The following is a 13,563-nucleotide window of genomic DNA, read 5'->3' as shown; positions in this document are numbered from 1 at the left end:
GAGCCGTGGCCTGTCGTCGACAACTCCGCGCCTCCGGTGAAAAGGAGCCGGACCTGCAGCAGGCCAGATCGGTGAGTGCCGCCTCCCGTAGGGCACCGGCTGTACGGCGAGTGCGTTTCCGACCCGCCCCGCGCAAGCAAATTGGTTGAGGACCCACATGGAACTTGCCACGAATCCACCCGCGGCCCGGCTGCCCGCCGCCTGGTACGCGTGGTGGTCACTGCCCGCAGCGATATGCATGGCCATGGCCGTGGTGATGGCCGTGGGACCGGCCGGCGGGCGGCCGGCCGTGCTCCTCGTCGGAGTGGCGGTCACAGCGGCCGCGGCCGTCTGTGTCGAGCGCCTGCTCAACTGCGAACTCCGCGCCCGCCGGGCCGCCCTCGAACACCAGGCGCAGACCGCGGGCGAACGGGAGGAGGCCAGGCAGCGGCTGGTGACCATGGAAGCCCGGCACGCCACCGAGGTCGCCTCGCTGCGGGAGCAGCTCTCCGGGCTGACCGAACTGCACAAGGCCCAACTGGTCCGCATCGCGGAGGAGTTCCTGCCCAGGGCGGTCGACGACCTGCGCGCCGGTCAGGCCATGGACGACCTGCTGCGTCCACTGGCCAAGGACCCCGACATCCCCGACGACTTCCGCCCCACGCTCAGGAAGCTGCTGCGGTTCGCCATGCTGGCCATCGAGGAGGAGTTCGACCGCAGCTCCTCCGCGCGGCACTCCGTGGTGAGCATCGGCAGCCGGATGCAGGTGTACACGAGCAAGCTCCGTGCTCAACTGCACGAGATGCAGGGCGTGCACGGCAACCTGCCGGCCGTCGCCCAGGACCTGATGGAGCTGGACCAGGAGCTCGGCCCGGCCGACTGTCTGGCGGCCAGCATCGTCGTACTGGGCGGCGCCTCCCGGCCGGGCCGCACATGGCAGACCCCCCAGCCGCTGATCAGCGTGGTCCGCGGCGGCATGGGGCGGATCAAGGAGTACAGGCGCGTCAAGCTGCGGCGCCTTCCCGAACTGGCGGTGGACGGCGGTCTGGTCGACCACCTCACGCTGATCCTCGCCCATCTGATGGACAACGGGACGCGGTACTCGCCCCCGGCGGAGACGGTGTTCGTCTCCGCGCGCGAGGTGCCCAACGGGCTGGGTATCGAGGTGCAGGACGCCGGCACGGGGCTCCGGGCGGAGAAGCGGCGCCAGGCCCTGCGGCTGCTGAACGGTGTGGCCGTCGGCGCCGGACCCGGCGACCTGGCGGAGGACGCGCAGCTCGGCCTGCGCGTGGTGGGCAACCTCGCCCGCAAGTACGGGATCACGGTGACGTTCGACGACTCGCCCTGGCTCGGCACAGCCGCGGTCGTGGTGGTTCCCAACAAGTACATCAAGCCCCTCGACGGGCCCCGGTACCCCGATCCGCCGTCGGTGCGCGCCGCCATGGCCAGGCGGCGGGCCCAGGCGGTCAAGCCGGCTCCGTCTCCCACGCAGATTCCGTCCCCGTCCCCGGCTACCTCTCCGGCTCCCTCCACCTCTCCCTCTCCTGCTCCCGCTCCGTCTCCGGCGCCGGAGCCCGCCATCCCGGCACCGCCCGTCGGCCGGGAGAACCGGCCCGTCTTCGACGACGATGACGACGCGCTGGTCTCGGGTACCACGCCGGGCGGGCTGCCCAAGCGGAGCAAGAGCGCCACGGGTTCACGGGGTCCGGGCAACGGCCTGCACACCGGATTGGCCGACACCTCCAGCGTGCCGCCGGAGGAGTCCTTCACCGGGCTGGCCGCCTTCGTCTCCGGCTGCAGCCCGACGAAGGCGCACGACTCGGCGAACACCCCCGGATCGGTGAACACCTCCCGCTCCGGCTCCGTGGACGTTTCCGGCAACGGTTCGCAGAGCGCCTCCGGCAACGGTTCGCAGAGCGCTGCCGGCCGCTGCCCGGCAGGCCCGTCCGACCCGCACGACCGCCCTGACGAGCAAGCAGAGAGTGACTAGCCACATGACGCAGTATCAGACCGACCTGAGCTGGGCGCTCCGCGACCTGGCGGAGAGCATCCAGGAGATCCGCTTCGCGCTGGTGGCCTCCTCGGACGGAAAGGCCATCACCTCCTTCGGCGCCGACCCCGACGACACCGACAGGTTCGCCGCCATCGTCGCGGGCCTCCAGTCGCTGGCCCAGCCGGTCGCCGAGAAGTTCCCCAACCACAAGGGCCAGTTGCGGCTGGCCGGGATCGAGGTCGACGGCGGACACCTCTTCGTCGTACGCGCAGGCAACGAGACCTACCTGGGCGTGCTGGCCAGGACGGGTATCGACCAGGGGGTGCTCGGACACCAGATGAGGGACTGCGCCCGCAGGATGGGCGACCTCCTCGGCACCGTTCCCCGCCAGGAGCAGCCTGGATGACAGAGCCGCAAGTGCGCTCGGGACGGCCAGGACTGGAGCGCTACTACATACTCACCGAGGGGCGCGCCGCACCCGTCGGGGACGCGTCGAGCCTGGATGTGGCCACGCTCGTCGTCGCGTGCTCCGTGCCCGAACCGGGGATCGAGCCCGAGCAGGACGCCGTCCTGCGCTGGTGTCGCGACCCGTTGTCGGTGGCCGAACTGGGCGCGCATCTCGAGCTGCCCTTCAACATTCTCTCGGTGCTGCTGGCCGACCTGCTGAACAGAGGTCTGGTGCAGGCCCGTGACCCGCTCGCGGGCACGGGCGACCGCGGGCCCGACCTCACGCTCCTCGAGGAGGTACTCAGTGGACTACAACGGCTTTGACCGGCCGGCGCCTCCGCAACGGGCGGAGGCGCTGCACGCGGAGAGCCGGTCGGTCAAAGTGATGGTCGCGGGCGGCTTCGGCACCGGGAAGACGACCATGGTCGGCTCGGTCAGCGAGATCGTGCCGCTCACCACCGAGGAGACCCTCACCCAGGCCAGCGCCGGCGTCGACGACCTGGTCGGCGTCGCGGACAAGAAGAGCACCACCGTCAGCCTCGACTTCGGCCGGATCAGCCTCAACGAGCAGCTGGTGCTCTATCTGTTCGGCACGCCGGGCCAGGAGCGGTTCTGGTTCCTGTGGAACGGTCTGTTCAAGGGCGCTCTCGGCGCGGTCGTCCTGGTGGACACCCGGCGGTTGCAGTCCAGCTTCCGGGCCATCGAGGAGATGGAGAGGCTGGATGTGCCGTTCGTCATCGCCCTCAACATCTTCCCCGACGCCCGCGATCACCCCGTCGAGGAGGTGCGCGAGGCGCTGGCCGTCTCGCCGCACACCCCGATCATCAGCTGTGACGCGCGCGACCGGGCGTCGAGCCGCGATGTGCTGATCGCGCTCGTCCGCCATATCAAGGAACGGTCTGCTGCCGCATTGGAGCCCCGATGAACGCCCAGCCTTCCGACGGCCCGCACCTTGCTGAGCCGGACGTGCCGGCGGCCTGCCCTGTGCGGCACGCCGGCGCCACGACGAGGCTGTACGCGGCGGAGACCACGAGCGATCCGTACGGAACCTACTCCCGGCTGCGCAAGCAGTACGGGCCGGTGGCCCCCGTCCTGCTGGAAGGCGATGTGCCCGCCTGGCTGGTGCTCGGCTACCGGGAGAACCGGCGGGTGCTGGACAACCCCGGCCAGTTCAGCCGGGACTCGCGCAGATGGCGGGATTGGAAGGAGGGGCGGATCGCGGAGAACTCGCCGCTCATCCCGATGCTGGGCTGGCGCCCCGACTGCCTCTCGCAGGACGGGGAACCCCACCAGCGGCTGCGCCGCGCTGTCACCGACAGCATGGAGACCGTCACGAACCGCGGGATACGCCGTCACGTCGTCCACGTCGCCGACCAGCAGATCGACGCCTTCGCCGACACCGGCCGCGCCGACCTGGTGCTGCAGTACTCCGAGTATCTGCCGATGCTCGTCCTCACCCGGCTCTTCGGGCTGCCGGAGACCGAGGGGGAGAGCCTGGTGACCTCGTGCGCCGGGATGATGCGGGGCGGCGAGGACGCCATCGCCCACAACGACCGGATCGGCCGCGTGCTGGCCGAGCTGACCGCGCACAAACGCGCCGAACCCGGCCCGGACTTCGCCACCGGGCTGATCCACCACCCGGCAGGACTGGACGACGACGAGGTGCAGAACCACCTGCGTCTGGTGCTCATCGCGGCCCACACCACCACCAGCAACCTGCTGGCGCGTGTGCTCCAGTCGATCCTCGGCAACGAGTCCCGGCTCGGCGAACTGATCAGCGGAGAGATGACCACGACGGCGATCGTCGAGGAGATGATGTGGAACTCGCCGCCGCTCGCGGTGCTCCCGGGCCGGTTCGCCAACGCCGACTGCGAACTCGGCGGGCAGCGCCTCAGAACCGGGGACCTGCTCATCCTCGGACTGGCCGCGGGCAACCTGGACCCGGAGGTACGCCCGCACACCGGTACCGCGGTCAGCGGCAACCAGGCCCATCTGGCCTTCAGCAGCGGCCCGCACCAGTGCCCGGGGCAGGCCCTGGGCCAGGCCATCATCGAGACGGCCGTGGAGGTGCTGATCCAGCGCCTTCCCGGCCTCCGCCTGAACGCCGACCCCGGCCGGCTGACGGACACGGCCTCCACCTGGGAGACCCGTCTCGACCACCTCCCGGTCACCTTCCCGGCCTAGGAGCGCGGCCCGAGGCTGGACCCGGCGCCCGGGGCCGGCCCGGGGCCGGGTCAGCCTATGTGGATGTTCGGGGCCAGGGCTGTGACGCTCAGGCGGCCGTGGTCGACCCAGGTGGGCAGCTTCAGCGTCTTGTGGGCGGTGTTGGCGGGCGGGGTCACCTGGAGGTAGGTGGCGTGGCGGGCACCGGAGGTGCCGGCGTTGGCGTGGGTCCAGGCGATGACGGCCTCGGCGCTCTGGTTCTTCTTGAGCGTGAGCGTCTTCTTGCCGGGGTCCTTCGCGTACCAGGTGTCGCCCCAGTGGACGGAGGAGCCCAGTGTGCGGTGCTTGGAGTCCTCGAGACCGAGGCCCGGGTAGCCGCGCAGGGCGCAGCTGTGGCCGCTGGTGTTCTTCAGCTTGAGGACGACGCCCTCATGGCTCATCCCGCCGCCGAGCTTCTGCCCGAACGAGGCGGTCAGCCCGGAGGTGGTGCAGGTGGGCGTCGAGGCCTGGCTTTCGCCGAGCGCCTGTGCCGCACCGGCCCCGGCGAGGCCGAGCCCCGCAGCGGTGGCCACGGCCAGAGCCGCACAGGCGGCACGCTGGACCGCGTGTCCCGGCGCCGTGCTGGTGTTGCGGTGCTGCTCGGTCATCTCGGTCATTCCCCTCTCGAACGGGCGCTTGCGCGCTTTCACGGAAGGATTGATGCGCCGACAGCACGGAAAGTTCACCGCGGAACCCAGCGCAGGCTGTGACGCCGGTCACTCCCGTCCCCCTCGGGAGCCGCCGCCTGCCGCGTGAACCGCCGCACGGGCCGGCTCCTGGAGGACGAGTGTCCTCCAGGAGCCGGTGTAGTCCCCATGGGCCATCCGGACCTCCTGAGGCGGCGGGATCCGGACACTGTGCCGAGTTCGGCGCCGGGGACCGGAGATGTGGTGAGTTGAGCCCGTCCGTCCGACGGGCGTGCCCCTGACCGTCCGGTGCAAGCGGTCAGGGGCACGGTGCCTCGAAGGGTCCCGGCCTGGCCACGGCCGGGTTCGTACTCTCCGCTGAATCCTCGCCTTTCCGTGAGTTCCTTGTTTTTCTTCGCTTTCCTTTCTCGACGACACATGCGGAGCGCGTATATGGAGAACACGTCGGAGGACACGGCACCGAAGAGCCCGCCCGCCGGGCGTCCTTCAGTGGAATTCCATTCAGGGGCGGTGCGGCGGCGAAAGCAAGCGAGTGCGCTGCTAACCCCCCGAGGGGGCGGCGCGGGAGCGTCGGGGGCGCATGACCTGGGCAGGGGGCGCATCGCCCCAAGCGCATTCTCCGGAAACACACTGCACATTCCGTATCCCGCGGAAGGCGTGAAATGTGAACAAGGGTGGAATGCGAACAGCGGATAATCGACCGCTCGAACAGTGCGCCCGCACCGGAAAGCGGACTTCCATGGGAGCGGAACTTCCGTAGGACCGGTACCGGCGCGGTCGCCGCTGTCGCATCCGGAGCAACCGGTGGTGCCGCCGGGTGCTTCTCGGCGGGTTCGGCTGTGCCGGGACGGCGCCGGTGGTACGCCTTCGGGGCGGATGTGCCAGGGCTGCGCGGGAGGACGGTTGGATCTGGACGCTGTCGCCGACGAGCTGTACGGGGTGCCGCCCGGCGACTTCACCGCCACCCGCGACGCGCGGGCCCAGGAGGCCCGGGAAGCGGGGGAGCGGGAGCTGGCCGAGCGCATCCGCCGGCTGCGCCGCCCCACCATGGCCGCCTGGGCCGGCAACCTGCTCGTGCGCGAGGAGCCCGAGGAGGTGCGGCTGCTGCTGGAGCTCGGCGAGGAGCTGCGCCGGGCCCACCGGGATCTGGACGGCCGACAGTTGCGCGAGCTGTCAGCGCGACAGCGGCAGATCACCGCAGCCCTCGCCCGGCAGGCCCGCGAGCTGACGGAGCGGCAGGGCCGGGGGATCAGCGACGAAGCGCAGCGCGAGCTGACCGAGACGCTGCACGCCGCGCTGGCCGATCCGGAGGCGGGACGCGAGTTGGCCGCCGGGCGCCTGTCCAGACCCTTGACCGCGCCGGTCGGCTTCGTGGGCGAGGCGGTGCCCGCGGAGGGCGGTCGGGGGAGCGAGCGGAAGGAACTGAAGGAGCGGAAGGAGCTCAAGGAGCGGAAGGAGCGACAGGGCGAGCGTGAGAAGGCCGAGCGGCGGAAGGCGGCCGAGCGTGAGGAGGCGAAGCGGCAAGAGGCGGTGGAGCGGCGGAAGGCGGCCGAGCGGGAATCGCGTGCCCGCGAGGAGGAGCTGACCGCGGCTCAGGGCGAGGCCGAGCGTGCCGACGAGCGGTACCGGCAGGCCGAGCAGCGCGTCTCCCGGGCCCGCGAGGAGCTGCGGGAGGCCGAGGAGAGCCAGCGGGCCGCCCGCGCGGAGAGCCGGGCCGCCCGGGACCGGGTACGGCGGGCCGACCGTGAGGCGGAGAAGGCGCGGCGGCGGGCTGGATGAGCGGCTCGGACAGTGCCGCGGCCCCGACGGCCGACGAATGCGCAAAAACAGGTTGACAATCCGGCTTTGTCAAGGCGTACTTGACGCATGGCTCTTCCTGATCTGGACACGCTCATCGCGGAGGTCGACCGCACCTGCGAGGTCGCCCACCGGCCCGGCGGAGGCGAGCAGCCGGACTGGCTGGCTCTGCTGAGCTCCGCGGCCCAGGTGGCATCCCGGCTCCAAGTTCTCGCGGACGATCTGGTCGAGGACTATGTGGAGCACTGCCGGCTGCACGGCATCTCCTGGACCGAGATCGGCTCCGCACTCGGTGTCACCCGGCAAGCGGTGCAACAGCGCTTCCACGCACCGCACAAGAGGTACCCGCCGGAGGTCCTCACCCCGGAACTCCAGCAGGCGATGGCGCATATGAAGCAGGCTGCCGTACAGCACCGCAACAACTACCTCGGTACCGAACACCTGTTGTGGGGTCTGACGGCGGAGGGCAACAGCGCCACGGCACTGCTCGCGGCGGCGGGGGCCGACCCGGAGGAGATCCACAGCGCGGTGGGGGGCCGGATCGGTATGGGTGCCTCCCAGGCGGCCGAGCGCATCGCCTGGACGCCGTACTCACGCAAGGCCATCGCACTCGCGGAGGAGCGGGCCGAGGAGTCCGGTGCCCGCCTCATCGGCTGCGACCACCTGCTCATCGGCGTCGCCGAGATCGGCCGCGGCGCGGGCGGTACCGTGCTGGCGGAGGCCGGCCTGAGCGCCGGCCGGCTGCGTGAGGCGTACGCCGAACTCTGAGTCGTCAGCTACCCGGAGTTCTCCTCGCGCTCTCCCTCGGCCTGCGAGGGTGTGGTGCGCGGGCAGTCCGGGTGCTCCGCCTTGCGGCGCTCCTCGGGCGGGAGGGAACGGGTCTCCGCGAAGCCGTTGTCGCGCTCGCCCTCAGCCTGGGACGGCATGGGTGTCTGGTCACTCATCGTGCTCACTCCTCTCTGACCCCCTTTGCGGGTACCCCGCGCCCGCCGCCGTTTAGCGGAGGGGGTGCCCCTGCCCGCCGTCGGCAGCCGCGGGCGCGTACTGGTCGCTCGCGCAGTTCCCCGCGGCCCCGGGGCGAGCACCCCGGGTTCAACGGAGAGTGACGGTTACGGTGCGCCCGTATGCATGTCGCGTGCTCACTCTGAGCAAGGTGCCGCCCGGCACATGGCTGACCCGCACATCGGGGTCCGACGAGACGGGCCGCAGTCTGCGGCCGTGCAGCAGCAGGGTGAGCCGGTCCCGCCGCATGGTGGGGTCGGAGGCGGCGACAACAACCCGCCCCTCGCGCTCGCGCCGTACGAGGACCGACGCCGGACCGTCGAGACGGAGCCCCGCGACGGTGCGCCGGCCGCGCCCGAAGGAGTTCACGGCCAGCAGGCCGAGACCGGCGTGCCGCACCGCCTGGAGACGGGTGCTGTTGGCGAGGACGGCGAGCGGCCCGCCGTCGGCGCCGTAGCCGCGCAGCTCCCGCTCACCGACGCCCGGCACCAGCGCGTACGCGTAGGCCCGCGGCGCCGCGCCCGCGTCCTGCCGGAAGGCGGCGTGGAAGACCCGCCGGGTGACGGCGGTGTCCGGGTTCGCGGTGCGCACAGCACGCCGGCTGCGTGTGACGGTCCTCAGGCCGACGGCCACCGGCTGCCGCCGCTCGCCGGGGGAGTCGAGGAAGAGGTAGCCGACGGCCGTCCGCCGCGTCTCGTTGGCGTACCGCAGCCAGCGCAGCCGCCCGGTGCCGTCGCCGGACCAGACGCCGCCGCCGTCCCGCTCCCCGCTGACCCGCACGGTGTCGTCCGGGTCCGCGATCCGGGCGTCCACGGTGCTGGTCACCGCCCGCCCTGCGGGGTCCCCGACGCCTGCCGCCAGCACCACGATCTCCTCGTCCAGCAGGAACCACGACTTGGTGGCCCTCGCGTTCCGGTAAACGGTGAAGTCGTCGGGCAGCCGGTCGCGTTCGGCGTAGGCGACGTCGTCGGACTGCACCATCGCGGCGGCGCCGTACGCGTCCAGCACCGCGCCGCCCGAGTGGCGGCCCGTGCCGCGCGGGAAGTAGACGTAGGTGTTCTGCGACTCCGAAGAGGCCGTGAAGTGCAGCGGATGCTCGGGGTTGTCGTAGTAGGGCTTCCCGTACAGCTCGGGAACGGTCTGCCGCCGCTCGTCGGGTGCCGTGACCCCGGCGAGCTCGTAGGGGGAGACGGTGGTGAAGTAGTCGACGCCGAAGGCCTGCCGCTGGTCCTCCCCTGCGAGGTAGAGGTAGTGGGCGCCGTCGCCCTGGAACCAGGGCATCAGGTTCTCGCCGTTCATGTACTCGTACTTGCTGATCCGCTCCGAACTGCGGGCGAGTGCGAAGGCGTGCCCCGGGCGCCGGTGCACCGTACGGTCCATGGCGTTGAAGGCGGCGCAGCGGGCCGCGGGGTTGAGGTCGGCCGCCGGTACCGAATCGTCCGCCAGGATCGCGGCGTGCCGCACCACGGTGAGCGGGGAGGCGAAGCGGGCCGGGTCGGGCGGGGCGGCCGAGGCCGTGTGCAGATGCTTGACATAGCTCTTGAGCGCCGCGGCCCGCTCCCCGTCCGCGTACGCCGACAGGTCGGTGACGGCCTCGGCGACCGCCGCGCTGTCCGCGTAGCCGCCGCCCGTACGCGAGACTGCACGGCCCTTGACGATCTCCATCATCCAGCCTTCGAAGATGACGGGCGCGAAACCGTCCGTCACCCACCGATGCACCACCGGCACCAGCGCACCGGTGTTGGCGTACCCCGTGCCGTCCAGGTAGGTCAGCGTCTGGACGACGCGGCTCAGCAGGCCCTTTCCGTACGAACCGGTGTAGGCGACGGAGCCGTGCTGGATGAACGACCCGTCCGCGTAGTGGCCGTCGGTGACGCCGTGTTCCAGGTGGTAGGGGTCGATCGTCGCGTAGACGGTGAGTTGGTCCTCCAGCGCCTTGCGGATACGGCCCTCGTCGGCCAGCAGGGCACCCTGGAGGATGCGGTTGGTGGTGATGTCGGCCAGATTGGCGCCGGTGTGGAAGCGGGAGTCCAGATCGACGTCCCCGTTCTTGCCGTTGCGCAGATACGCGTCCATGGAGGCGATATAACGGCGGGTCAGCTCGGATTGCTGTTCTGCGATCTCCTCGGCGAGCAGTACGAGTGTGGCGGTGACGCTGGTGGAGATGCCGATCTCCCAGTGGTGCCAGTTGCCGTAGTAGCCCTGTGACTGGTCGCCGTAGTAGCGCTCGTGGAGCGTGACGAGCCCGTCGACGACCCGGCGCCGGGTGGCGTCGTCGTGGGGCGGGGCGCCGGGCGGCAGCCCCGGGGTACGGGAGGCGAGGGCGATCTCGTACAGCCGGCGGAAGGACGTGTTGAGGTTGCTGTCGCTGGTGCCCAGCGGCAGCCCGCGGAACAGCTCGTTCCCACCCGCCGCCGCCATGTCCGCCAGGTGGCCGCGGGCCGTCGCGGCGACGGCCGCCAGCTTCGCCGCCGTCTCGGCGCGTGAGTTGGACTCGGCGGTTCCGGCGAGCACGGCCCGGGCGTTGCCGAGCAGCCGTTCGATCCCGGCGTCGCCGGCACGGGCCCCGTCCGGTGCCGTCGGCGCCGCGGACGCGCCGGAGGCGGGAATCACCGCCGCCAGCCCGGTGGCGGACAGCAGGGACAGTACATGTCTACGCGTGATCTCCATGGGGCCTCCCCGGGGGAGCCGGACCGACGTGGCGCAGCCAACCACGCAGTGAAACAGCAGCCGGTGACCCCGACAAGCGTTCGCGCACAACAGACCGCCGTCCGAACGGTGCTGGCGTGGCATACGGGATGCCGGACCGGCAGCAGGCACCCTCAAGGGGACCCGGATGGGAATCGGGGCGATTGAGTATGCCCCCTAGGGGTACGCCGGGCCAGCAGCGGCACGGACGGTGAAGGGAGCAGACCGGCATGGCGGTACGGCACGAACGGCGCTCGTACACGGCGAGGGGCCGATGAACGGCTTCACCGCGTCGCTGGCGCTGCTGGGTGTCGCCCTGCTCGGCGTCGGCGGCGTCTACGGCGCGGCCCGGGCACTGCGGAGCCCGACGGAGCCGCTGCCCGCTGGGCCGTTCGAGTCAGGGCTGGAGCCGAGCCAGCACGCGGTCAGCCGCTTCCACGTCCGCTGGTACACGGTCTCCATGCTCTTTCTCGCCTTCGACATGGAGATGGTCTTCATGTACCCGTGGACACGGGTCATCTCCGCGGTGGGCGCCTCCGCCGTGATCGAGATGTTCGTCTTCCTCGCGGTCCTGGTCGCCGGTGTACTGCACGCCTGGCGGGAAGGCGCGCTGCGATGGACGTGAGGGCCCGACTGCTGAGGGCCACGGCGGCCAGGCCCCACGTGCTGCCGGTGAGCACTCCGGGCGGTACGGCGGCGCGGCTGGCCGCCGAGCGGTATCTCCGGGTACACGACCTGCCGCTCGCCCTCACCCCGGCCGACGCCGACATCCTGCTCGTCACCGGTCCCGACCGACCGGAGCTGCGGCCCGCCGTCGACCGGCTGTGGCAGCACCTCCCGGCCCCGCGCGCCCGCGCGCACGCCCCCACGGCGGACGCGGTCCCCGGCGCACTGGCGGGCTGCCGCGCCGACCTGGCCGATGACGCCCACAACGGCGGCCTTGAGGGCGGCGGCCATGAAGGCGGCAGCGGCCATGAGAGCGGCAGGGACCATGAGGGCCACGGCGATGACGGTCACCAAGACCACAGCAGCCACCACGACCACGGCGGTGGCATGGAGATGCCCGCCGGGTTGCCGATGGCCGGGACGGGGGAGGACCGCGACGGGCTGTCGCTCGATCAACTCCACGTTTCACTCGGCCCGTTGCTCGCCGACTGGCCGAGCGGCCTGACCGTCCGCGTGACACTCCAGGGAGATGTCATCCAGGAGGCCGAGCCGGCCCACCAGCAGCTCGGCGGCGACGACGGCGGACCGGCGCCGTTCTGGCCGGAGCCGTGGGCGCGGGCTGCCGGTGGGGAGCCGGTGGCCGTCGGCGAGGCGGCCCGGCGGCGGGCGGCGGCTCATCTCGACAGTCTGGGACGGCTGCTGGCCGTTGCGGGGTGGGCCGATGCGGCGGTCACGGCCCGGCGGCTGCGGGACGAGCTGCTCGACGGCGCCCCCGGTGCCGCGCTCCGGCCAGGGGTGCGGCGGTTCGCGCGCCGGGTCGGACGGTCCCGGACGCTGTACTGGCTGACGCGCGGGATGGGGGTACTGGACGAGGAACGGGCGCGCGCCGCCGGGGTGAGCGGCCCCGCGGCGCGGGCCGGCGGGGATGTGCCCGCGCGCTACCGGACCTGGCTGGAGGACATCGTGGGCGATGTGGACCGGCTGGGGGAGACGGCGCCACTCGACCCGACCGAGGAGGGCCCGCGCGGCGGAGGGGCCGGGGAGCGGTGGCCGTCCGCCGCGCTGGTGCGGGTGCTGCCCGAGCTGCTGGAGGGCGCCGAGCTGGCGGCGGCCCGGTTGATCGTGGCCAGCCTCGATCCGGACCCGGACGAACTGGCCGCTGGCCGGCGGGAGGTGGGAATCCATGGTTGAGGCGGCGGGTTGGTGGTCGCTGCTGGTGGCGCCCGCGCTGCTGCTGGCCGGTGCGGTGCTGGCGGTCGCCGGGGACGCGCTGCTGGCGGCGCGGGACGCCGGGCGGCCTCGCAGTGCCCTGGCCGCGGCGCGTCCGCTGCTGGAGGTGCCGCGGCTGCTGGCGGCGCAGCCCCGCCGGATGCCGGCCCCGGATCGGCTGCTGTGGCGGCTGGGTGTGGTGACCGTCCCGGTCTCGGCGGTGCTGTCGGTACTGGTGATCCCGTTCGGGCACCGGACCGTCGCCGATCTGTCGGTCGGTGTCGTCTGGTTCAACGCCATGGAGGTGCTCACCTGGGCGGGGCTGTGGCTGGCCGGCTGGGGCCCGAACGCGGTCTTCTCCCTGGTCGGCGGCTACCGTTTCGTCGCCCAAGCACTCGCCTACGAGCTGCCGTTGATGTTCGCCCTCATCACGGCGGCCACCGGCGCCGAGTCGCTGCGGGTGGGGGACATCGTGGCGGCGCAGCAGGGGCTGTGGTTCGCGGTGTGGATGCCGGTCGCCTTCGTCGTGCATCTGGCGGGGGTCTCGGCGCTCTGCTTCCTGGGGCCGTTCGGCTATCCGGTGGGCCGGGACATCGCCTCCGGCGTGCTCGGCGAGACCACGGGCGCCGACCGGCTGCTGCTGCGCGCCGGCCGGTGGCTGTGGCTCGTCTCGGGCGCCGCGATGGCGGTCCCGCTGTTCCTGGGCGGCGGAGCCGGACCCTGGCTGCCCGCCTGGGTCTGGTCGTCGCTGAAGACGCTGCTGGTGCTCGCCGTACTGGTGTGGGCGCTGCGACGGCTGCCGGTGCTGCGTGCCGACCGGTACGTGGAGTTCGCCTGGGTCGTCCTCATCCCGCTGGCCATCGTGCAGGCGCTGGTGCCCGCTCTGGTGGTGCTGAACCGCTGACGAGCCGGGCGCGCCGAACCGCTGACGGA

At 72.0% G+C, this 13,563-nt stretch carries 13 protein-coding genes; 10 read left to right on the top strand and 3 right to left on the bottom strand.

Translation table 11 applies throughout. The annotated features are described in order from the left end of the window. The first annotated feature begins 157 nt into the window (after window positions 1-157). The 5 genes from HC362_RS05830 (at window position 158) to HC362_RS05810 (ending at window position 4,603) form a co-directional block, all read left to right on the top strand. Entirely contained in the window at window positions 158-1,969 is a 1,812-nt protein-coding gene (locus HC362_RS05830) for an ATP-binding protein (protein ID WP_243082835.1), read from the top strand. A 4-nt stretch (window positions 1,970-1,973) separates the two neighbouring features. Next, window positions 1,974-2,378: a roadblock/LC7 domain-containing protein gene (locus HC362_RS05825; protein WP_243082833.1), complete on the top strand. Its 405-nt coding sequence runs from the start codon at window positions 1,974-1,976 to the stop codon at window positions 2,376-2,378. Then, window positions 2,375-2,743 (top strand): DUF742 domain-containing protein, encoded by a 369-nt coding sequence (locus HC362_RS05820; RefSeq protein ID WP_243082831.1) that lies wholly within the window; start codon window positions 2,375-2,377, stop codon window positions 2,741-2,743. The genes HC362_RS05825 and HC362_RS05820 overlap by 4 nt, the downstream gene beginning before the upstream one ends. 61 nt (window positions 2,744-2,804) lie before the next feature. Continuing rightward, complete coding sequence (locus HC362_RS05815) at window positions 2,805-3,344, top strand: ATP/GTP-binding protein (RefSeq protein ID WP_209265986.1); 540 nt, start codon at window positions 2,805-2,807, stop codon at window positions 3,342-3,344. After that, window positions 3,341-4,603, top strand: coding sequence for a cytochrome P450 (locus tag HC362_RS05810; RefSeq protein ID WP_243082829.1), 1,263 nt, complete (start codon window positions 3,341-3,343; stop codon window positions 4,601-4,603). Before HC362_RS05815 ends, HC362_RS05810 begins: the two co-directional genes overlap by 4 nt. A gap of 50 nt (window positions 4,604-4,653) precedes the next feature. Here HC362_RS05810 and HC362_RS05805 read toward each other — a convergent pair whose 3' ends face one another. Next, window positions 4,654-5,238, bottom strand: coding sequence for a DUF4232 domain-containing protein (locus HC362_RS05805; protein ID WP_347568418.1), 585 nt, complete (start codon window positions 5,236-5,238; stop codon window positions 4,654-4,656). 933 nt (window positions 5,239-6,171) lie between these two features. Between HC362_RS05805 and HC362_RS05800 the strand changes: the two genes are divergently transcribed. Together HC362_RS05800 and HC362_RS05795 are read left to right on the top strand one after the other, a co-directional pair. Continuing rightward, a complete protein-coding gene (locus HC362_RS05800) occupies window positions 6,172-7,047 on the top strand; it encodes a hypothetical protein (protein ID WP_243082827.1) in 876 nt (291 codons plus the stop codon). Window positions 7,048-7,134: 87 nt separating this feature from the next. Further along, window positions 7,135-7,833, top strand: a complete 699-nt coding sequence (locus HC362_RS05795) for a Clp protease N-terminal domain-containing protein (RefSeq protein ID WP_243082825.1) — start codon at window positions 7,135-7,137, stop codon at window positions 7,831-7,833. An 8-nt stretch (window positions 7,834-7,841) separates the two neighbouring features. Here the strand turns inward: HC362_RS05795 and HC362_RS05790 are convergent, their stop codons facing one another. Further along, window positions 7,842-8,009, bottom strand: coding sequence for a hypothetical protein (locus HC362_RS05790; protein WP_243082824.1), 168 nt, complete (start codon window positions 8,007-8,009; stop codon window positions 7,842-7,844). A 148-nt stretch (window positions 8,010-8,157) separates the two neighbouring features. Next, window positions 8,158-10,737, bottom strand: coding sequence for a polysaccharide lyase family 8 super-sandwich domain-containing protein (locus tag HC362_RS05785; protein WP_243082822.1), 2,580 nt, complete (start codon window positions 10,735-10,737; stop codon window positions 8,158-8,160). Between the two features lie 292 nt (window positions 10,738-11,029). On the opposite strand from HC362_RS05785, the gene HC362_RS05780 reads away from it, so the two are divergent. Genes HC362_RS05780 through HC362_RS05770 form a run of 3 tightly spaced genes read left to right on the top strand, consistent with a single transcriptional unit; the run spans window position 11,030 to window position 13,534 of the window. Beyond that, complete coding sequence (locus HC362_RS05780) at window positions 11,030-11,380, top strand: NADH-quinone oxidoreductase subunit A (protein WP_243082820.1); 351 nt, start codon at window positions 11,030-11,032, stop codon at window positions 11,378-11,380. Beyond that, window positions 11,371-12,612 (top strand): hypothetical protein, encoded by a 1,242-nt coding sequence (locus tag HC362_RS05775; protein ID WP_243082819.1) that lies wholly within the window; start codon window positions 11,371-11,373, stop codon window positions 12,610-12,612. Before HC362_RS05780 ends, HC362_RS05775 begins: the two co-directional genes overlap by 10 nt. Then, a complete protein-coding gene (locus HC362_RS05770; protein ID WP_243082817.1) occupies window positions 12,605-13,534 on the top strand; it encodes a complex I subunit 1 family protein in 930 nt (309 codons plus the stop codon). The genes HC362_RS05775 and HC362_RS05770 overlap by 8 nt, the downstream gene beginning before the upstream one ends. Window positions 13,535-13,563: the final 29 nt, after the last annotated feature.

This window comes from Streptomyces sp. 891-h, from assembly GCF_022760275.1.
In the GTDB taxonomy this organism is placed as follows: Bacteria; Actinomycetota; Actinomycetes; order Streptomycetales; family Streptomycetaceae; genus Streptomyces; species Streptomyces spirodelae.
Note: the sequence above shows the minus strand (reverse complement) of the source record. Positions and strands in the feature narration are given on the sequence as shown.

Bases quoted from the DNA above. Each gene is read 5' to 3' on its own strand.
- HC362_RS05830 (WP_243082835.1), top strand. From the start codon at position 158: ATGGAACTTGCCACGAATCCACCCGCGGCCCGGCTGCCCGCCGCCTGG.
- HC362_RS05825 (WP_243082833.1), top strand. From the start codon at position 1,974: ATGACGCAGTATCAGACCGACCTGAGCTGGGCGCTCCGCGACCTGGCG.
- HC362_RS05820 (WP_243082831.1), top strand. From the start codon at position 2,375: ATGACAGAGCCGCAAGTGCGCTCGGGACGGCCAGGACTGGAGCGCTAC.
- HC362_RS05815 (WP_209265986.1), top strand. From the start codon at position 2,805: ATGGTCGCGGGCGGCTTCGGCACCGGGAAGACGACCATGGTCGGCTCG.
- HC362_RS05810 (WP_243082829.1), top strand. From the start codon at position 3,341: ATGAACGCCCAGCCTTCCGACGGCCCGCACCTTGCTGAGCCGGACGTG.
- HC362_RS05805 (WP_347568418.1), bottom strand. From the start codon at position 5,238: ATGACCGAGATGACCGAGCAGCACCGCAACACCAGCACGGCGCCGGGA.
- HC362_RS05795 (WP_243082825.1), top strand. From the start codon at position 7,135: ATGGCTCTTCCTGATCTGGACACGCTCATCGCGGAGGTCGACCGCACC.
- HC362_RS05790 (WP_243082824.1), bottom strand. From the start codon at position 8,009: ATGAGTGACCAGACACCCATGCCGTCCCAGGCTGAGGGCGAGCGCGAC.
- HC362_RS05785 (WP_243082822.1), bottom strand. From the start codon at position 10,737: ATGGAGATCACGCGTAGACATGTACTGTCCCTGCTGTCCGCCACCGGG.
- HC362_RS05780 (WP_243082820.1), top strand. From the start codon at position 11,030: ATGAACGGCTTCACCGCGTCGCTGGCGCTGCTGGGTGTCGCCCTGCTC.
- HC362_RS05775 (WP_243082819.1), top strand. From the start codon at position 11,371: ATGGACGTGAGGGCCCGACTGCTGAGGGCCACGGCGGCCAGGCCCCAC.
- HC362_RS05770 (WP_243082817.1), top strand. From the start codon at position 12,605: ATGGTTGAGGCGGCGGGTTGGTGGTCGCTGCTGGTGGCGCCCGCGCTG.